The organism is Lachnospira multipara ATCC 19207, assembly GCF_000424105.1.
Classification (GTDB): domain Bacteria; phylum Bacillota; class Clostridia; order Lachnospirales; family Lachnospiraceae; genus Lachnospira; species Lachnospira multipara.
Genome location: NZ_AUJG01000003.1, coordinates 217159 through 236789 on the forward strand (window position 1 = coordinate 217159; position 19631 = coordinate 236789).

Here is a 19631-nt window from a genome sequence, read left to right on the forward strand (position 1 = left end):
CCAAAACTCCTTTAATTGTTATTAATTTGTCCTTTACCTTGTCTTTTGTTGTTACCATTAATTACGGGCGTTTTTAATGTGTCATCTTTATTAGCATCATCTAAAGAAGAATCCTCTTCTACTGATTCTTCCTCATCTGAGTTGCTATCTTTATCAATTAAATCCTTAGCGATTATGTCTACAAGCTCATATATTTGCTCAAAACATAAATTGTACTCATCCATCCCCTTGCCGTAAGGATTTATAATTTCTTTGTCTGGAAAACCAGCATACTCCGATAATGTATAAACATTTATCGCTTCATCAAATGTATCATAGATCTTCTGCTTCATGGCAGAATTCATTGTTAAAACTAAAGTATCATTTCCAAAATCCTTTGCATTAATCTCCTCTGAAGAATTATTAGGAATAATTACTTCGTGCTTAGCTGCTACTGCAACTGCCTTAGGATTATATGGTTCAGAAAATAAAACTACCATGCCTCGAGATTCAACCTTTAAGTCCGGCATTAAATTAGCCAAAATCGTTGCTGCCATGGGACTTCTACTGGTATTCTCTGAACAAACAAAAATTACTTTCTTGTATGCGCTCAAAACTAGCCACCCCCAATTCTAACAAATCGTCATCCTCTAATCAACTTTAACAAGTTTATGTCCTGCTGCCTTAATTAATCTATTCATAATAGCCTGTCCTACATCCGCTGAATCAAAGCTTTCTGAATAAACTACCTCAATTCCATCTTTATCAAAATCTCTTAAAACCTTATATAGGTTCTTTGCAATACTTAGTTCGTCTTCTCTGCTGCCAAGAACATAGACATGTTCATGACCATAACAAGACTTTGTCTCATCTGTTGCCATAACGGCTGTCTTTTTACCAAGCTCATCTGCCTTTTTTATTTCTTCATTAATATAGTCTACAACTTTTTTTGTATCGCCTTCAACTATAGTAATTTCTGCATTAGGTGCATAGTGCTTATATTTCATTCCAGGTGCCTTTGGCTTAACTCCAGGCTTAACCTCACCAACAATTGCTGGGTCAATTCTAACCTCGCCAATTACTTCCTCGAAATCCTTCTTTGTAATATAACCTGGTCTAAGAATTGTAGGAATCTCTTCACTTAAATCAATAATTGAAGATTCAAGTCCAATATCTACTGTGTCATCCTGAATTATCATATCAATTTTTCCAGATAAATCATTAATAACATGCTCAGCTCTTGTAGGACTTGGCTTTCCTGATGTATTAGCAGATGGTGCTGCTATATAAACTCCTGACTGAGCTATAAGTCTGTTGGCAACCTTGTGACTTGGCATTCTAATTGCCACTGTTTCAAGTCCACCAGTTGTTGCGCTTGGAACTATGTCCGATTTTTTCAAAATCATTGTCATTGGACCTGGCCAAAATTTCTTGGCAAGAGCTAGTGCCTTCTCTGGAACCTCAACTGATAACTTATAAAGTGCATCCAAATCAGCAATATGTACTATTAATGGGTTATCAGATGGTCGGCCCTTTGCTGCGTAAATCTTCTTTGATGCATTTGCATCAAGGGCATCTCCCCCTAAACCATAAACTGTCTCTGTTGGAAATGCTACTAAACCACCGTTATTTAGAATTTCCTTTGCCTCTTCGTATATTAAATTATCTTTCTTCTCATCTCCAGAAACCACTCTTATCCTTGTTTCCATGACGTCTCCTTACTTTTATCTATATCTAATTATTAAGATATTTATTTATTACAGTCCAAATATCGCTTGTCTCAAGTCCAAGCTTCCAGCTTGCAACGCCGGCAACGTCTGCCTCATCAATAACCTTCATCTTAGCCTCTATAGATAAAGCCTCTTCAAACCAAATATCAATTGTTGAACCATCTTTTTCGTAGCTAACCACATACTGTGAAACCTCATCATTCCAGAATGCAGAATAACCATCGCTTGTCATTTTGCTTATTGCTGCCTGCATACCTACAGCAGAGCTTGTTGTTGTGCCATTTGTAGTCTTCCAGATTCTTGTGAAAAATGGAACGCCAACGATAAGCTGACTATTATCAACATCTTCTAAAACCTCGTTAATTGCTTCAGTTACAAATGGAAGTGAAGCAACAGAGCCTGCCTCTGAGCCAGCATAGTGCTCATCGTAGGCCATAAGTATAACATAATCTACAAAAGATGACTGCTCCTTTAATCTATAACATGAATTATAGCTTTCTGGCTTATAATTATCAGTAGATAAAACCAGATTAGCCTTTTCACATTCAACGGATAATTCTCTTAAAAACTCCAAGAAATCTCTTGAATAGTTTGTGTTTACATTTTCAAAATCAAGATTAATTCCATCAAAGCCATAAGTACTTGCTCCTGAAATTAATGTATTAATCATCTTAGTTCTTGCAGCCTTACTCTTAAATAAAGTCTCAAAATCCACGCTTGTATCAAAATCATCCACTAAGGCCCAAACTTTGATGCCCTTACTGTGCATACTTGTTACTAAATCGCTAGTTCCATCAAAGGATAAAGAACCATCTGATCCGGAAATTGAATACCAAGTTGGGGACAATACATTTACACCAGTTGCAGAAGCTAATAGGTTAGAAATGTTACTATTACCTGCAGTTCCCTCCACCTGGAACCAAGTTAAATTAATATCTGTATCAAAACTAATTGTAGTCTTGTCATCTTCATAGCTTGTGCTTCTAACATTGCTGTATTTATCAGTTACATCCTTAGTTCTAACGTAACCCTTAACGCCTGTTGGTGTAACTACTTCAAGCCAATCCTCTAATTCCTTAGTAACCACAAGGCGAGTTCCCTTTGAAACGCTTTCAACCACTTCGCTCTTAACGCCACCTCTATATCTAACGCTAATCTTAGACTTAGCATCTACGCAAGTTTCTTCATCATAACTTGTAGTAATCACAAGTCTATTAGGGTCACTAGCAATTACATAATCTAAATCTGTGTGGCTTGCAACATAATCCCAATTAAGATAAAGTGTATCGCCTTCCTTAACTAAAACTGTCACATCACTTGTATAAGCATTGCCCTCTTCGTCAGTATATTCGTTAGAATTCTCCTTAAAGGAATACATATGATGTGTATCAGAATAAATAACACAGCTTGTTTCCTTATCATAATAGAATCTTAAATTAATATCGCTCTCAACTAAATCCTGTCTAACATAGAGATTTCCATCAATGTAAACCCCCTGATTTGTATATTTCTCGCCATCAAGAATTACAAGTAATTCCTCTGACCCTTCCTGCATATCAAAATAATCATATGCACTCATCTTCTTACTAGTTGGCGCATACTTGTATATATAAACGCACACCCCTAGAGCAATAATGCAAACTAAGGCAATTACTGCTGTCACTAAAAGCTTCTTCTTTTTCATAATTGAATTTCTTTTATTCATAACACTCTCCAAAATTTTTTATTAATGAACATGCTTTTTATTGTAACACTAGAGACTTAAAAAAGCCACCGACCATTATACACCTATATGCATTATTAGCAAACATCTATTAAGGTGCCCTAGTCAGTGGCTTTCTTTAATATATACGCAGAGGGACTATGTATATATTTAAAAATGTTATTTCGTTTTTTTACTTTGTCGTATTTATAATATTTTTCATTAGTTGTTAAACGACGAAATTGCTTTCCTTGTTTCTAATTTTCTTCTTATTATTTGTGATATATTTTTATGAATAAATTAGACCGTCTAGCCAGATTAAATTCTTTCCATCAATTATCTCCATATCAAAAATCTCTGGGATAATCTGAACATTTACGCCAAACTCCTTTGTAAGTTTAGCCTTTCTCTTCTTATTATAATCTCTTGTTAACATAGTCAAATCTTCCTCCTCATCTCTAAGTCTGATTCGTCTGATCCTTTCTGTCACTTCCCTTAATTTATAGGGACTAAGAGAGCCTAATAAAAATCTTTTCTCGCAGCTAAAGTAAAACTTCAGTGCCTCTCTATAATTCTTATCATTTACACTAATATCCAAAATTGCGCAGTCATAAGAATTTACTATTTCACCTAAATAGGCATTGTTATTGCATGCATAGTAATGAATTCCGTTAAAATTAATTCCTTGAAATCTCCTTAATTCCTTATAAGACTTATCTCTTAAATCAAATAATTTGTTACTAGTATAAGTATTAGCGTAATCCTTTAGGCCTTCGTAATCATTTTCATTATTAAAGCTTATAAGAGCTACCTTTAAGCCTAGCCCGTTTCTTAAATAATTAGCTAGGGCAAAGGCTAAGTGAGTTGTACCCACGGCTCTTGATAGACCTAAAAGTCCTATACTCATTTTTCCTAATCTCTTCTTATTAGATTTAAAATGTCTCATAAATTCAATTTTTCTTTTCTTAGAATTTCTTTTTAAACTTATCAAAATTAGTTTTTAAAAATTCATAAAGGCTGCTGCCCTTAAAAATTTTCTTCCTACCTTTCCAATAAAATTCATTAAAATGCTCCTCCCTAAAGCCTGCAAGAGTCTCATCTAAAATTTTATAATCCTCTTTATAATTATAGATACAAGGAATTCGATAAATTTCCCTTCTATCCATTAATCGTATGCACTCATAAAAGTCTTTGGCACTTAGTAGATTCATGAAAACTAACGTCTCCTCTGGCACATTTTTTAGAGATAAAATTTCTTCAAAAAGAGCCGGACCTCCGCTAAGCACTAAACACTCAATCAAAGTGACGTCCTCAAACCCTGTTAGTTCCTTACGTTTTTGACTGATGTAGTTCTCGCTTCTGCCGCTAAAATCCACAATCTTTACCCTTGTGTCATCATTAACCTCTATGAAATTGTTATAATTTGGAATTACATTAAAGCCTTCAAGCTCTAGAGAACCATCTTTGCTAAGAACACCCTTTAGGCCTTCCGTTCTTAGGTGGTTATTAGTTGATTGGTCAATAAGACTCACCCTTGTAAACTGCCCCATCCACTTAGCTAGACTTAAGCAAATGTGCGTCACTCCGATGCCTGGTCTCATTCCCCTGACAAAAATTATTTTGGACGTTTCCTTCGTAACCTCTAATTCCTCTAATATGGCAGTTAAAGCCCTTTTTAAGTTTGCTACACTTTTGTATCTTTGACTTTTTTCGTGCTTTGTCGCTTTTTTAATTATTTCCTTAAACCTGTCATCTTTTGTTTGTTTTTTCTGACACATGTAGGCTAGGACCTGGCCTAGGCCATAAATATCCGACTGGATAGTTGCTGTTTCATCTAAATATTGCTCTGGTGCTGCAAAAGTTGGACTACCCGTATTCACCTTCGTTTCAATATTCTTGCTTACAACACTTCCAAGATCTATCAACCAAAGTTCGTCATTATTATCAATCATTATATTATCTGGTTTAAGATCCATGTGAAGAAGATTTGCTGTGTCATGCATATATTCCAGTATATTGCACAAATTAATCATTATCTTAGCAATTTCTTTATCCCTTAAACTTTTCTCATCTAAAAATTTCGATAAAGTCATCGCCTCAACATATTCTTTAATAATAACTATCTCGTTGTCATCTTCTTCAATATCAATTATTCTTGGAATATTAGGATGTCTAAGATTCTTTATTAGATTGACCTTTGTGAAAATGTTATCTCCATCTCCATTGGTCTTAGAAATAAATTTCGCAATTCGTAAACAATCAAAATTCTTATGTCTTATTATACATACTCTAGATTGCTTAGTTCTTGCAAGCTCGCATATTAGCTCATACTTACTATCTTCTATAAGGCATTACCTCCCTTTAGTGGTGAAGTACGAGTAACATCCTTGGGTATATTACTAGAAATATATTTATTTGTCAATCGCAGATTTATACTTTTTTTATTTTCAAAAGCAAAATTTAATTCCCACATGAGCTCCAAATCCTTTACATAACAAATAAAAATGAGTATTATTAACATAAGGATAAAGCATTTTTTTATTTTGCCGATAACAATATAAGAATGAAAAATATTGTTAGCTAAATTTTTAATTTACACTAACGTTTAATCTAACATCTATATAGGTGTTTAAGAATGTGAGGTGCCATATGAAAATAGAGAAGATTAATGATAACCAAATTAGATGCACACTTAACAAATCAGACCTTGCATCAAGACAATTAAAAATTAGTGAATTAGCTTATGGAAGTGAAAAAGCGAGAGAACTCTTTCGCGATATGATGAGACAAGCTAACTATGAACTAGGTTTTGAAGCAGAAGATTTACCTCTTATGATTGAGGCTATTCCTGTTTCAGCTGAATGCATAGTTTTGATTATAACTAAGGTTGATAATCCTGAGGAATTAGATACTAGATTTTCAAGATTCTCAGACAGCGATGAATCAGAGGATTTTGAAGACTATGATTATAATGACTTCGATGACGATTCAGATGATGACGAGGACGAAGATATAGTTCCTGGTAAGCTTTCAGATGAGTTAGATTCCGTTGAAAATCTTGATAGTGAGATCCAAGATTTAGGCAATGATTTAATGAACATCTTTAGCCAGGTTAAAGATTACCTTAACAAGAAGAAGGTTTCACCTAACAGTGATAGCTTTGTTCCTCTTAGTCAGTCAATATCTAATGCTAATGGAACTAATAAATCCGCTAAGGATAATAAAGACAATAAAGACTCAATTATTAAGGACAATACAGCAGATGTTTCTACTTTAACACCACCAGTTGTTGTAAGAGTATTCTCTTTTAACACTCTTGATGATGCCACAGATGCAGCCCTAATAATTAACCCAATATATTCAGACGATAGTACTTTCTTTAAGGACACAAAGGATAATCACTATTATCTTGCAATTACAAGAAAGAACACATCCTCTGTAAACTTTAATAAAATATGCAATATCCTTTCTGAATACGGCAAGAAAGAAACAATGGATGTTTCCTCTGTAGATTACTTCAAGGAACATCAGGAGGTTTTAATCAAGAAACACGCCGTTCAGATTTTAACAACAATTTAAGATCTACAATTTAATAAAACAATAAAATAAGAGTAGTAAGAAATTAACCTGCAAAGCTAATAATTCTTACTACTCTTTTTATTTTGCATTAAGCTAGCCTCTTAATTGAAGCAAGTTATTAATTAATCAACTTATTAATTAATCAACTTATTAATTAACAAAGTGATGCTAAATATGTACGAATCTCTTCCATTAAATCATCACAATCAAGGCCGTGAACTTCTGCTGCTTCCTCAATTGTCTCACCGATTGAAGATGGGCAACCTATACAGTGCATACCTGCACCAAGTAAAATAGGAATAATTCCTGGTTCCATCTGAATTGCGTCGCCGATTCTTGTATCCTTAGTAATTCTCTTCATAATCTATCTTTACCTTTCTTTTTCTAATTTCGAAAATGTATCTAAACAGTTTTTATATTAACTAGGTTAATTCTCCTTGTCAAGCTAGTAAATCTTAAAGAAAACTAAATGAAATGCTTAAAATCATTTGTACAGTTAGTATATTCTTACTATAGTTTGTTATATAGTTGTATTGTTTTCTAAGCCAGTATTTATGCAATCTTTTAGTTCAATAAGTTAACATATGAAGACTTATTCATGTGTTAAATTGAGTAACTATGCGGGTTTGCTTGATTTTTGATAATTTTTATCGTATAATAAAGTATCTTTTTAAGGAGGTATTTTAACATGGCATATGTAATTAATGATGATTGTATTAGTTGCGGCGCTTGTGCTGCAGGATGTCCAGTAGAGGCTATTAGCGAAGGTGCTAACCACTACGAAATCAACCCAGATCTTTGCATCGAGTGTGGCGCTTGTGCAGGTGTCTGTCCTGTTGGTGCTCCTAACCCACAGTAGTTTTTACTAAGAGTTTTGGATGCATCTTTAATATTTATCTAATACGTATTAAAGTAAAGACCCGAGCTATGCTCGGGTCTTTTTTATCTTTTTCATTCTTTTATTTTGTCTTTTGGGGTCTTTTCATTGCTCATTTTCAATCAAGCATTCAAAAACTCTCAATTAAACTTTTCTAACGCTCATCTTTAAGCAAATCTGCAAATCTTGTCTGCTCTGGTAACCAAGCCATCTTAACAGTACCAATAGGACCGTTACGCTGCTTAGCAATAATAATTTCAGCTACACCAGGGAATTCAGTATCCTTGTTGTAATAATCATCTCTATAAAGGAACATAACAACATCGGCATCCTGCTCGATGGCACCAGATTCTCTCAAATCCGAAAGCATCGGTCTATGGTCTGGTCTTTGTTCCACCGCTCTTGATAACTGAGAAAGTGTAACAACTGGTACATTTAATTCTCTGGCAAGAGCCTTTAAAGATCTAGAAATATCTGAAATTTCCTGCTGTCTTGATTCAGTCTTACCATTACCACTCATTAACTGAAGGTAATCGATAATAATAAGTCCAAGATTGTGCTCTAACTTATATTTTCTACATTTTGAACGCAATTCTGAAATTGAAATATTAGGAGTATCATCAATGATTAAGTGTGACTTTGCAATGCTATCAGCACCTTCAATTAACTTACCCCAATCTCCGGAATCTAGATTTCCTCGTCTAATCTTATCCGCATCAACTGTAGATTCAAGAGATAACATTCTGTTTACCAACTGCACATCTGACATTTCCAAAGAAAAGATTGCTGTTGTAACGCCCTCTTTAATTGCCACGTGCTCTGCTACATTTAATACAAAGGCAGTCTTACCCATAGAAGGTCTCGCCGCAACCAAGATAAAATCTGATGGTTGCATACCTGATAAGTATCTATCCAAATCCTTAAAACCTGTAGGCACACCAGTTACGCTACCTCTATTCTTAGCCGCCTCTGAAATTCTATCAAGGGCCTCAAGTACAACCTTATCAATGCTTGTGTACTCGTGATCCCCCTTATTCTTAACTAAGTCGAATATTCTTTTTTCTGTTTCTGCTAAAATGTCTTCAGTCTTGTCATTTCCTGCATAACAGTCATTGGCAATGCCCTCTGTTGTTCTAATTACACTTCTAAGTAGGGCCTTGTCCTTTACGATACCTGCATAGTGTCTAATATTAGCCGATGTTGGTACCGATGCAATTAAATTACGAATGAAATCCAAATCGTAAACCTGAGGTGGGGCATCCTTTTCCTTAAGGCGCTCCTGTAGAGTTACGATATCAACTGGTTTTCCTTCATTATTCATATCAACTATGGTCTGGAACATAATTCCATAATTACCATAATAAAAATCTTCTTGAGTTAATTGCTCACTAGCCGTTAAAATCGCTTGTCTATCAAGCATCATAGATCCAACAACAGAAGCCTCCGCCTCAATACTGCTAGGCATTTGCCTAGTAACTATTGCCTCATCCATTATCTAATCCTCTTTACTATAATTTCTACTTTTCAACAACCTTCACTGTAAGTTTTGCGCTAACTTCCTTGTGAAGCTTAACTGTAATAATATGACTTCCCAATGTCTTAATAGGCTCATCGAGTTTCATTTTCTTCTTGTCAATTTCAAGACCAAGCTGTTTTTTAGCTGCCTCTGCAACTTCCTTAGTTGAGATTGTGCCAAATGTCTTTCCGCCTTCACCTGTCTTCATTGAAACTGTAACTGTTGACTCTTCTACTTTCTTTGCTAACTCCTTAGCAGCTGCTAATTCTTCAGCAGCTTCCTTCTCAGCTCTCTTATTAGCAAGCTTTAAGTCATTTAAATTCTGTGCTGTAGCTTCTATACCAAGCTTTTTAGGTAATACAAAATTTCTTGCATAACCGTCATTAATCTTTACAATCTGTCCTTTTTTTCCTAATGTCTTAACGTCTTCTAAAAGTATTACTTCCATGTCTACACTTCTCCTTCTTCTATCATACTATCTAGAGTCTGCTTAATCATTTCAACCGCTTCGTCTGTTGTTACATTTTCAAGCTGAGCACCTGCCACGCTCATGTGACCGCCACCACCTAGCTTTTCCATAACGAGCTGAACATTGATTTCATCAATAGAACGAGCTGAAATGAAAATCTTTCCTTCATAAGGTGTAATAACAAAAGAACCTTTAATACCATTAATATCTAATAAATCATTAGCAGCCTTAGCGCCACCAATTGTAGGACTTTCAAGTCCATCACCATTAAATACTGTAATAGCAAATGCATCTTTATATACTTCTGACTTACTAACAGCCTCTGCCACTGCCTTGTATTCATCCATATCATTACGTAACATTTTACGAACTCTTGTTACATCTGCACCATTTCTACGTAAGAAAGCTGCTGCCTCAAAGGTTCTTGGGCCGGACTTGTTATTAAATCCGTCCGTATCAATATTAATACCTGCATACATAGCATCCGCCTCAAAGGCCTTTAATTTAATGCTATCATCCACGTATTGAATCATTTCTGCAATCATTTCACATGCTGAAGAAGCATATGGGTCAATGTATGAAAGAACCGCACCAGTAATAGTGTCGTTAGTTCTTCTATGATGATCAAAGTTAATAATTGTCTTACACTTAGTTAAAAGTTCCGGACACTCAGTTCTTTGAGGTCTATTAACATCAACTACCACAACTACTGTATTAGAATTTACATAATCCGGTGCCTCATCCTTTGTAAGGAACATATCCGCTGGATAATCGTCGTTATTCTTAAATCTGTTAATGAAAGGTCTAACTGAACTTGTAACCTCGCCATAAACAATATGAGCGTCCTTGCCCATCTTCTTAGCAATTATGTAGATACCAAGTGCTGAGCCAAATGCATCAATATCTGGAATTGTATGACCCATAACCAAGACTCTATCATTAGTCTCTAAAATCTGTCTTAAGGCATGTGCCATAACTCTAACCTTAACTCTAGCGTTCTTTTCCATCTGCTGGCTCTTACCACCAAAGTAGTGAATCTTCTCATTATCCTTAACAACGGCCTGATCCCCACCTCTACCAAGAGCAAGATCCATTGCAGCCTTTGCCATATCAAAATTCTTAGAGTAATCAGATGCGCCTGTACCAACACCAATTGATAATGTAAGTGTCATTTCATTACCAATCTTAACACCCTTAATATCCTCTAAAATGCTGAACTTATCCGCTAATAGCTTCTCTAGATACTTATATCTAAATACCACTAAATACTTATCCTTCTCCATCTTTCTAACAATAGCAGCTCCCGGAGAAAAATACTTATTAACTCTCTTATCAATAAGTCCAATAAAAAGAGATCTTCTAACATCATCAATTGCCTCAAGAGCATCCTCATAGTTATCAATATAAACCAAACCAACTACGAATCTTTCATCTCTTAATTTCTGAATATACATGTTAATATCAGTCTCATCAAACATGTACATAGCAATCAGACTAGCATTATAATTTCTCTCTAAAATGTTAGTCCCTTCCACAATCTTATCTGCGCTAATTCTGTGTAACTCAACCCTGTAATTTCTCTCATTTAACATCACTGGAACATCTGTCGATTCTCCAATTTCTGGGAAAATGTTATACTTAATTTCAGGTATAACGCTAGATATATTCTTATTAAAATCCTTACTTTTATTAAGGCACAACTGCATCTCTTCATTAAGCCATAAAACTTGTCCATTATTATCAAGTAAAGCATAAGGAATACTCAACTTGTTAAAAAGTAATCTCTGTACCTGAGAATAATTTGAGGCAAACTCAATTAAGTCATGGGCAATTCTTGGACGTAAGTAAAGAAGCATTATTCCGCATACCACAAGGTAAATTACTAGGAAAATGCTTACAATAATTCCTGCCTGGCTAGATACAAAATATATACCAATATTAACCACTGCTAAGATGATTAATAGTACAGTTGGCCATATAAATAAACTATTCAATTGTCCTGTCGGATTCAACGACATCTTCTTTTTGTTAAACATTTATATCACCATACATAGATTATCTCTATGCCCAAGTCCAAAATTTAGCAAGCTTAAACATATGTCTATGCCCACCATATTATCCTCACCATTATAACATATATGCTATTCTTTTTTCATCTTGTCATATATATTTTTTACTTCTCTTGCTATATCATTAATTGACATTTCACTTGAATCAAAGAAGTATTCATAGCTCTCTTTACTAGCCCATTTACGCTTAGTGTGAGATTCATAGTAAGCTCTTCTTTGCTTATCTCTCTTCTTTATAAGCTTGCTAGCCTGGTCATCATCAAAGTCAAAATATGATTTAACTCTTTCAATTCTCTGCTCCATAGGCGCATCAATAAATACACTTAATACATTAATTTCTGGCAAATATCCATCCTTTTCCTCTAGTACAAAATCCGCACATCTACCAATAATTACTGCATCCGATTTATTAGCAATATTCTTTATAACATCACTTTGAAGCTTAAAAAGAACATCCTCCATTGGCTCACCCTTAGGAGCATACTGATTTCCAGCAAAATTTCCTTCAAATAAAAATGGATTTGATTTCTTCTCATCAAATTTTTCCATATCCTTCTTATCTAGCTCACCCCTTTTTGCAGCTAGATTAATAAGTTCATTATTGTAGTAAGGAATCTGTAGCGCTGTTGCAAGTAGTTCCCCAACTACATGTCCACCACTACCAAACTTTCTACCAATAGTAATCACAACTCTCTTTTCCATCCTGTTACCTCCTAAAATATATATTATATTCTAGACTCACACATCTCTTTAAATATATTATATCACTAAAATAAATTCTGTCATTATTTATAACATCAATAGTTTTGCAATAAAAAAACAACCACCGAATACCCGGTGGTTGTTAAATTTAAGTGATAAATCACAAATTATTCTACAGTGTATGGTAAAAGAGCTACGTGTCTTGCTCTCTTAACAGCTACTGTTAAAGCTCTCTGATGCTTTGCACAGTTACCTGTAATTCTTCTAGGAAGGATCTTTCCTCTTTCAGAAATATACTTTCTTAAAAGAGCTACATCCTTATAATCTAATACCTTATTAGCGTCAGCACAAAAAGCACAAACTTTCTTTCTTCTACGCATAGGTCTTCTTCTCATCTGACCTTCAGATCTCTCAGCCTTCTTCTCTGGCATGGTAAGCTACCTCCTATCTTAGTTGAAAGGCAAGCCCTCATCCTCAACGCCATCTGGGATATTCATAAATCCGTCTCCAGCTTCCTGACTAGGCTGCTGTCTTGATGGTGTATAAGCTGCTCCTGAATAGTCTGCACCATTAGAAGCGGCTGCTGACTTGCTTTCCGCAAATTCTTGTTCTTCTACAATTACATCAGTAGTATAAACTTTCTGACCATCTTTATTAGTATAGCTACCTGTCTGGATTCTTCCAGTTACAACTATCTTAGTTCCCTGATGTAAATACTTTTCAGCGAACTCAGCTGACTTACCAAATGTTACACACTGAATAAAGTCTGCTGTTGGTTGATCATCACTATTATTTCTAGATCTTCTTCTGTCTACTGCTAATGTATATCTCGCATGTGCACTTGAACTATCACCGTTAGAATATCTAACATCTGGATCTCTAGTCAATCTGCCCATTAAAATTACTTTGTTCATAATTGCCTCCTCTACAAGGTTATAAGCAATAATAAACGTCGTTAATTACTCGCCATCCTTAACGATTAAGAATCTGAGTACGTTTTCAACAATACGAAGTCTGTTTTCGATTTCAGCTGGAGCAGAAGCTTCTGCTTCGAACTTAATGAATGAATAGAAACCTTCGTTCATATGCTGAATTTCGTATGCAAGCTTCTTCTTCTCGCTAGTACCTGGATCAGTAATTGTACCACCGAAACGAGTGATTAACTCTGTAACCTTCTCGATAGTAGCTGTTCTTACTTCCTCTTCGACGTTCGCGCTTACAACTAATGCTAACTCATACTTATTCATCTACGTCGCACCTCCTTTTGGTCTTTAGGTCCCTTCTACTGCGAAGGAACAAGGATAAAAATATATCACAGATAAAGATAATATCATAAGGAGAAATTTAAATCAAGCCCTTTTAATTTTTTTTACACTCTTTTGCAAAACAGACCTCTTAATTTCAATCTCATGTCCGCATCCTAAGCAAGCTAACTTGATTTCCGCTCCCGTTTTAATTACCTTCCAATCCTTAGAACCACAAGGATGTTGCTTTTTCATTTCAACAATATCATTAGTCTCTAATTTTAAAATTGCCTCCATTAGAGCACCTCTTTAAAAAATTATAATAAGTGTTTAAATACCTCACCTAAGGCATCATTAATTAGTAAATCCGCCTTGGAATCATAAGGAGTCTTCGATTTATTAATTAAAACCATCTTGTTACCCCTATATTCATTTACAAAACCCGCTGCCGGATAAACTCCAAGAGAAGTTCCTCCTATTATAAGAACATCTGCATTTCTTATTAAATCCACAGCCTTATAAATATCATCCTCATTAAGGCCTTCCTCATAAAGTACCACGTCAGGCTTTATCACCCCGCCACAGCTACACTTCGGAATATCCTTACTTTTGAAAATGTATTCCATATCGTAAAACTTGTGACATTTCGTACAGTAATTTCTATGCACAGAACCGTGAAGCTCCACTACATTTTTACTGCCCGCCATCTGATGAAGTCCATCAATATTTTGTGTAATAACACCCTTTAGTTTTCCCATTTTTTCAAGCTTTACCAAAGCTAAATGTGTTGTGCTTGGCTTTGCCTCTGGAAACAACATTTTCTCTCTATAAAATTCATAAAAGACATCTGGGTGTCTTAAGTAAAATGAATGACTAATAATTTCTTCTGGCGATAAGCCGTTATATTTGCTCATATAAAGGCCATCTGCCCCACGGAAGTCCGGAATTCCACTTTCAGTCGAAACTCCCGCTCCGCCAAAGAAAACTATGTTGTCGCTGTCCTTAACTAAATTTAAGAACTCATCAATATTACTCATTTAAAATCACTCCTAAAATATTACAGCCTAAAGTCTCTAATTTCTCTGTATAGTCCTCGGCCTCATCCTCACTAAATTGATTTTCATCCACCATAAGCACCGCAGCACTACTGTACTTTGCTGCGGTTCCACTGATATCCGAATCCACAAGCACTAAATCATAAACTTTGCTATAAGAATCAATTAAACCCTTCATGATCATCTCATTATCAGTGTTTAAGGAATCCCCATCAATATTTCCTGTGAAAATGATATCGAAACCTTCTTTGTTAGTATGGCAAACAATATTGCCTGCCTTATCCACGTCTCTTAAAAAATCCATAACCCCAGCTATATTCTTTCCTAGCTTGTATTTTCCCACAAATACGTCACTAGAAATATCTGCATCTATAAAGAGCACTTTCTTTCCCATAAGATGTACACAATACGCAAGTTTGAAGGCTCCCATTCCTCCAGTTACAACTGAAAATGTTTTCTCTCCATTTAATTCCTTCATAACATTTTCTGCCAAATCCTTGTAAGTATCCATCTCAGCTGAAGATACGTCGATTAACTTATCAATATTTACACTAAACATACTCTTGTCCCCTTACTCTAGCCTAAATAATCAATTAACGTTTCTACATACTAAATATTCAATTTTCCCTACTTTGTCTCTTATTTTTAGCAACCTTAAGCTTAAGCCTCTAAAAAACTTTATCTCATCAAGCTTTAGCCTCTTAAAAGCCTCTACTTCTTAACTCTGCCAAAAATCTTTAGCTTTTTCTTCTTTACCTCCACTTTCTCTTCTGCCTTAGTTTCAACTTCCTTACTCTCAGCAACCTCATCCTCATTAGCAGCAACCTCTGCTAACTTTGGCTCCTCTTTAGTTTCTGTCTTGGCAGTTTCAACCACAGACTCTTCAACCTTCTCAGCCTTCTCAGCTGTCTCAACCTCTTCAGTCTTAGCTTCTTCTGTCTTAATCTCTGCTTCAGCTACAGCTTCATCAACACTAGCCTCTGTTTCTGCTACGGTCTCTTCAACCTTAGCTTCTGTTTCTGCTACAGTCTCTTCAGCCTTAGCCTCTGTTTCTACTGCTTCTTTTTCTTTATTACTCTTTGAAATATATTCGTCAAATTCAACGATTGCGTCGTTTGATACATTTGGCGCAATATAATCATTTTCAAATCTCTTATTAGAACGCTTCTTAGACTTTGCACCATATTCTCTTTCATAATCGTAGTATTCGTCTTCGATTTCAGGTCTCTTTCTGAAAGCTAAATAGAAGAATAATACTAACATTTCTAATGCAAATGTAACTAAAGCTACAAGTGCTGTTAATCTTACAGTCTTAAGCATTAAGTCAGGCTTAAAGCTATCCCCTGTGCTTGTTCCTTCAGATAAAATCTGAATAGATTCTACAGGAATAATTGTAGTTGTCTTAACTGCTGTTGCAGCGATTGCATCAACGTAAGTCTTAGCTGTGTTCTGATCTGGATTAACAATAACTAATTCAATAATATTTGAATTAGCTACTGAATTAACAGTTAAGTACTTCTTAAGATTTTCAGAAGTACCAGCTAAATTCTTTGCAGCTGATAAAACAACGTCACTGTTAAGAACAATAGAAAAATCGTCCTTAAGTCCTCCATTTTCTGCACGTAATGTTGCCTCGTTAGCCTCTCCTGGAACAACGTATAATTGTGCCACAGACTTGTACATATCCTTAATTGTATTATACTCATACAAATAGCTTCCCACGCCTCCAAGGATTGTCACTAACAACAAAACTAAAATTCCTCTTGCAAATTTTCTCATAATTTCCACCCCTTCTAGAAATTTCTGTCTCTAATTTTTGTCTTATTTTGCCATAAAGCTATTTAATTGTATTATTTATATTATTACTATAACACTTTTTTCCTAAAAAGCAGAGTGGAAATTTCCACTCTGCCAAATTTTTTAGTTATATAACTTTTCTGGATAGTCACCAGCTTCGATTAACTTCTTAATAGACTCAACTACAACTGGCTTGTCTTCCTTATATGTAACACCAAACCACTTGTCCTTTGTCTCAAGAACAGCTACATCAGCCTTATTAGACTTGATTAACTGATCAACGATAGATGGAAGTAAATATTCGCTCTTAATATCCCCTTCCTTAAGACCTGATAAGAAATCCTTAAATCCTTCTTCAAGTTCATCTAAGAAATCAGCTGTGAATCCCCACATATTCATTGAAACGTGTGACTGTGGATCAACATCAACGATTGCACCATTCTTCTCAGCCTGAGCACCTGTTGCTGTCTTAACAATTCCGCCTGTTTCATCAACACCAACCAACTGCTCCTTATCATTTACAACGCAAATACCACGAGTAACAGCGCCGTTATCTGATAATGTATTACCTAAAATAAATCCTGCCATACAGAAGTCATACTTACCTGTAGCTGGACGATCTGCAACTAAATAGTCATGGATAAGCTTAAATGCTGTCTTTCCATAATAATCATCTGCATTAATTACTAAAAATGGATCTTTAACTGTACCCTTACATGCTAAAATTGCCTGGCCTGTTCCCCAAGGCTTTGTTCTATCAGCTGGTGCTGTAAAACCTGCAGGTACATCTTCGATTTCCTGGAAAACATATTCAACTGGAATAACCTTCTCAATACGGTTACCAATTACTTCCTTAAATGTCTCTAATAAATCCTTTCTAGTAACGAAAACCACTTTATTGAAACCTGCTTCAATAGCGTCATAGATAGAATAATCCATGATTATTTCTCCGTTTGGTCCCATTGGCTCTAACTGCTTAATACCTCCGCCAAAACGGCTACCCATTCCTGCCGCCATAATAACAAGTGTTGTCGACTTCATAACACATCCTCCATAAATTAAAACTTATATATAAAAACAGAGCAACATTCCTACAGACTTGTTCTGAATTTATCCTTAAAATTTTATGATTTACCTCATTAATACCACATTAATAAATCCTAAAACTCTTTCTCCATCTACTCTTCTGGATAATAATACCATCTAATTGCTGTGATTTCACCATCGTTATTCATATCGAATGTCAACTGAGCAAAATCGTCCTCAATATCAGCATATTCACTCTTATAAGTATCTCCAAAGCAAGTAAATGTGACCATGTATTCTTCTGCTGTTTCTAAAGATGTATATCCTGTATAATCTATGATTCCATATTCCAAAATGCCTTCAATAGAATCAGATTCTAAAGTATCTATTGTAGAATCACCATATAAATAATTACCAAGAACTGTATCACCATCTAAAGTATAGTAATTATTCTTATAATCCTGATCTCTATAATACTTATCTAAGATATCTTCTAACTTATCTCCTACCTTAAGTCCTCTTGAAAATGTATTCTCTTCACTTAAGGATGCAATAGCTGTTAATTTGTAGTTACCCTCTTCGCTAAGATTCTCAACCGCATGATTCTCATCATCAAGTTTCATAAAAATCAAAGTTAATTCATTATATGAATAAACTTTCTCGTAATACTCATCAGTTGCTGCATCTGAGTTAGAATCAGTTGAACTTGATCCTGTAGAACTAGAAGCAGATGAACTTGAACTACTAGAACCGCTAGCATTATTAGAGCTACCAGAATTACTATTGTTACTTGAATTGCTCGATCCACTAGAACTTGATTTATCTGAACTAGTTGTATCTTCTGATTTATTAATCTTCTCAGCCATCTCAGAAGAATCGATTATAGTAACAGGTTCGCCTAAAATACTCTTAACTTCATCCTCAGTCATGAACAATTTAATATTATCCATAACTAGATCAGTATAGCTAAACTTCTCAGCAGTACTAGCTTCTACTGTTTCATGTTCTTTTGTTTCCTCTGTTACTTCTTCACTAACTATTGTAGCTTCTTTCTTGCCATTGCAAGCTGTAAGACTAAAAATTGTTGCAGTTAGTGTTGTCATTATAGCTGTTAATTTTATTATCTTTTTCATAATATCCCCATAATTTCACTATTGCTAAATCTTTTGTATTATAACACAATAGCAGCTAAATTGCACTATATTGATTTGTCAATTGAGTAAATAATTGGGGTGATTTTAACTTAGAGATTGATATAAAAAAAGAGCTTCAATCAAAATGATTAAAGCTCAGAGGCGACAACCAGATTCGAACTGGTGATCAGGGTGTTGCAGACCCACGCCTTACCACTTGGCTATGTCGCCAAACATACCAAACATATGCAAATAAGTGACGCCAAGGGGATTTGAACCCCTGATACCACCGTGAAAGGGTGGTGTCTTAACCGCTTGACCATGGCGCCTTATTAGTTTTGATAAGAACCAATGGTCAGAACCACTTATTCTTATAGCTCCCCGAGTAGGGCTCGAACCTACAACAACTCGGTTAACAGCCGAGTGCTCTACCATTGAGCTATCGAGGAATATTATCTTATCGATAATGCCTGAAAGATTGCTCTTTCAAAACTGCACATTAAATATATCATCCGTTTGATTATCCTTAAAGAATAACCCTCGTTTTGTTCAGTGATTTCTCACTCTCTATCCAAACCTTAACCTTTACTTGGTTAAGCCCTCGACCTATTAGTACAAATCAGCTCCACATGTCACCACGCTTCCACCTTTTGCCTATCAACCTCGTCGTCTTCAAGGGGTCTTACTACATTCGTATGGGATATCTCATCTTGAGGGGGGCTTCACGCTTAGATGCCTTCAGCGTTTATCCCG

Annotated in this window: 21 protein-coding genes, 3 tRNA genes and 1 rRNA gene; 2 read left to right on the forward strand and 23 right to left on the reverse strand. The window is 35.3% G+C overall.

The genetic code is table 11. The features are described 5' to 3' along the window. Window positions 1–11: 11 nt before the first annotated feature. The 5 genes from G600_RS13795 to G600_RS0105185 all read right to left on the reverse strand — a co-directional run bounded on the left by G600_RS13795 (window position 12) and on the right by G600_RS0105185 (window position 5756). On the reverse strand, window positions 12–593 hold the full coding sequence (locus tag G600_RS13795) for an arsenate reductase/protein-tyrosine-phosphatase family protein (protein WP_242826354.1): 582 nt from the start codon (window positions 591–593) through the stop codon (window positions 12–14). Window positions 594–629: 36 nt separating this feature from the next. Beyond that, window positions 630–1688 (reverse strand): L-threonylcarbamoyladenylate synthase, encoded by a 1059-nt coding sequence (locus tag G600_RS0105170; RefSeq protein ID WP_027430998.1) that lies wholly within the window; start codon window positions 1686–1688, stop codon window positions 630–632. Window positions 1689–1713: 25 nt separating this feature from the next. After that, the gene (locus tag G600_RS0105175; RefSeq protein ID WP_051195368.1) at window positions 1714–3414 is read right to left on the reverse strand and encodes a glycosyl hydrolase family 18 protein; all 1701 of its coding nucleotides are present in this window, start codon (window positions 3412–3414) and stop codon (window positions 1714–1716) included. Window positions 3415–3700: 286 nt separating this feature from the next. Beyond that, window positions 3701–4318, reverse strand: a complete 618-nt coding sequence (locus tag G600_RS0105180; protein WP_027431000.1) for a Vir family protein — start codon at window positions 4316–4318, stop codon at window positions 3701–3703. 58 nt (window positions 4319–4376) lie between these two features. Next, the gene (locus G600_RS0105185) at window positions 4377–5756 is read right to left on the reverse strand and encodes a serine/threonine-protein kinase (protein WP_081669414.1); all 1380 of its coding nucleotides are present in this window, start codon (window positions 5754–5756) and stop codon (window positions 4377–4379) included. Between the two features lie 304 nt (window positions 5757–6060). On the opposite strand from G600_RS0105185, the gene G600_RS0105190 reads away from it, so the two are divergent. Further along, window positions 6061–6990 (forward strand): adaptor protein MecA, encoded by a 930-nt coding sequence (locus G600_RS0105190; RefSeq protein ID WP_027431002.1) that lies wholly within the window; start codon window positions 6061–6063, stop codon window positions 6988–6990. A 154-nt stretch (window positions 6991–7144) separates the two neighbouring features. On the opposite strand, the gene G600_RS0105195 is transcribed toward G600_RS0105190, so the two are convergent. After that, a complete protein-coding gene (locus tag G600_RS0105195) occupies window positions 7145–7351 on the reverse strand; it encodes a DUF1858 domain-containing protein (RefSeq protein WP_027431003.1) in 207 nt (68 codons plus the stop codon). 327 nt (window positions 7352–7678) lie between these two features. On the opposite strand from G600_RS0105195, the gene G600_RS0105200 reads away from it, so the two are divergent. Next, the gene (locus tag G600_RS0105200) at window positions 7679–7849 is read left to right on the forward strand and encodes a DUF362 domain-containing protein (RefSeq protein WP_027431004.1); all 171 of its coding nucleotides are present in this window, start codon (window positions 7679–7681) and stop codon (window positions 7847–7849) included. Window positions 7850–8021: 172 nt separating this feature from the next. Here the strand turns inward: G600_RS0105200 and dnaB are convergent, their stop codons facing one another. The 17 genes from dnaB to G600_RS0105285 form a co-directional block, all read right to left on the reverse strand. After that, window positions 8022–9359 (reverse strand): replicative DNA helicase, encoded by a 1338-nt coding sequence (dnaB, locus tag G600_RS0105205; protein WP_027431005.1) that lies wholly within the window; start codon window positions 9357–9359, stop codon window positions 8022–8024. A gap of 25 nt (window positions 9360–9384) precedes the next feature. Next, window positions 9385–9831 carry a 50S ribosomal protein L9 gene (gene rplI, locus G600_RS0105210; RefSeq protein ID WP_027431006.1) on the reverse strand — a complete coding sequence of 149 codons (447 nt, stop codon included), beginning with the start codon at window positions 9829–9831 and terminating at the stop codon, window positions 9385–9387. 2 nt (window positions 9832–9833) lie between these two features. Then, window positions 9834–11888, reverse strand: a complete 2055-nt coding sequence (locus G600_RS0105215) for a DHH family phosphoesterase (RefSeq protein ID WP_027431007.1) — start codon at window positions 11886–11888, stop codon at window positions 9834–9836. Window positions 11889–11993: 105 nt separating this feature from the next. Beyond that, complete coding sequence (locus tag G600_RS0105220; RefSeq protein ID WP_034245598.1) at window positions 11994–12623, reverse strand: cytidylate kinase-like family protein; 630 nt, start codon at window positions 12621–12623, stop codon at window positions 11994–11996. A 167-nt stretch (window positions 12624–12790) separates the two neighbouring features. Continuing rightward, a complete protein-coding gene (gene rpsR / locus G600_RS0105225) occupies window positions 12791–13054 on the reverse strand; it encodes a 30S ribosomal protein S18 (protein WP_027431009.1) in 264 nt (87 codons plus the stop codon). A gap of 18 nt (window positions 13055–13072) precedes the next feature. Then, the gene (locus tag G600_RS0105230; protein ID WP_027431010.1) at window positions 13073–13537 is read right to left on the reverse strand and encodes a single-stranded DNA-binding protein; all 465 of its coding nucleotides are present in this window, start codon (window positions 13535–13537) and stop codon (window positions 13073–13075) included. 45 nt (window positions 13538–13582) lie between these two features. Continuing rightward, complete coding sequence (gene rpsF / locus G600_RS0105235; RefSeq protein WP_027431011.1) at window positions 13583–13870, reverse strand: 30S ribosomal protein S6; 288 nt, start codon at window positions 13868–13870, stop codon at window positions 13583–13585. 102 nt (window positions 13871–13972) lie between these two features. Next, window positions 13973–14164, reverse strand: coding sequence for a DUF951 domain-containing protein (locus G600_RS0105240; RefSeq protein WP_027431012.1), 192 nt, complete (start codon window positions 14162–14164; stop codon window positions 13973–13975). A 20-nt stretch (window positions 14165–14184) separates the two neighbouring features. Further along, window positions 14185–14904, reverse strand: a complete 720-nt coding sequence (locus tag G600_RS0105245) for an NAD-dependent protein deacylase (RefSeq protein ID WP_034245602.1) — start codon at window positions 14902–14904, stop codon at window positions 14185–14187. After that, entirely contained in the window at window positions 14897–15481 is a 585-nt protein-coding gene (locus tag G600_RS0105250; protein WP_027431014.1) for a P-loop NTPase family protein, read from the reverse strand. Before G600_RS0105250 ends, G600_RS0105245 begins: the two co-directional genes overlap by 8 nt. Before the next feature lie 152 nt (window positions 15482–15633). Continuing rightward, on the reverse strand, window positions 15634–16701 hold the full coding sequence (locus tag G600_RS0105255; protein WP_027431015.1) for a YveK family protein: 1068 nt from the start codon (window positions 16699–16701) through the stop codon (window positions 15634–15636). A gap of 141 nt (window positions 16702–16842) precedes the next feature. After that, the gene (locus G600_RS0105260) at window positions 16843–17760 is read right to left on the reverse strand and encodes a nucleotidyltransferase family protein (RefSeq protein ID WP_027431016.1); all 918 of its coding nucleotides are present in this window, start codon (window positions 17758–17760) and stop codon (window positions 16843–16845) included. 137 nt (window positions 17761–17897) lie between these two features. Further along, window positions 17898–18878: a hypothetical protein gene (locus tag G600_RS14975; protein ID WP_051195369.1), complete on the reverse strand. Its 981-nt coding sequence runs from the start codon at window positions 18876–18878 to the stop codon at window positions 17898–17900. Window positions 18879–19038: 160 nt separating this feature from the next. Beyond that, window positions 19039–19109 (reverse strand) — tRNA-Cys (locus G600_RS0105270). A 26-nt stretch (window positions 19110–19135) separates the two neighbouring features. After that, window positions 19136–19207 (reverse strand) — tRNA-Glu (locus tag G600_RS0105275). Between the two features lie 48 nt (window positions 19208–19255). Further along, window positions 19256–19327 (reverse strand) — tRNA-Asn (locus G600_RS0105280). A 140-nt stretch (window positions 19328–19467) separates the two neighbouring features. Then, window positions 19468–19631, reverse strand: a 23S ribosomal RNA gene (locus G600_RS0105285); the annotation flags it as partial.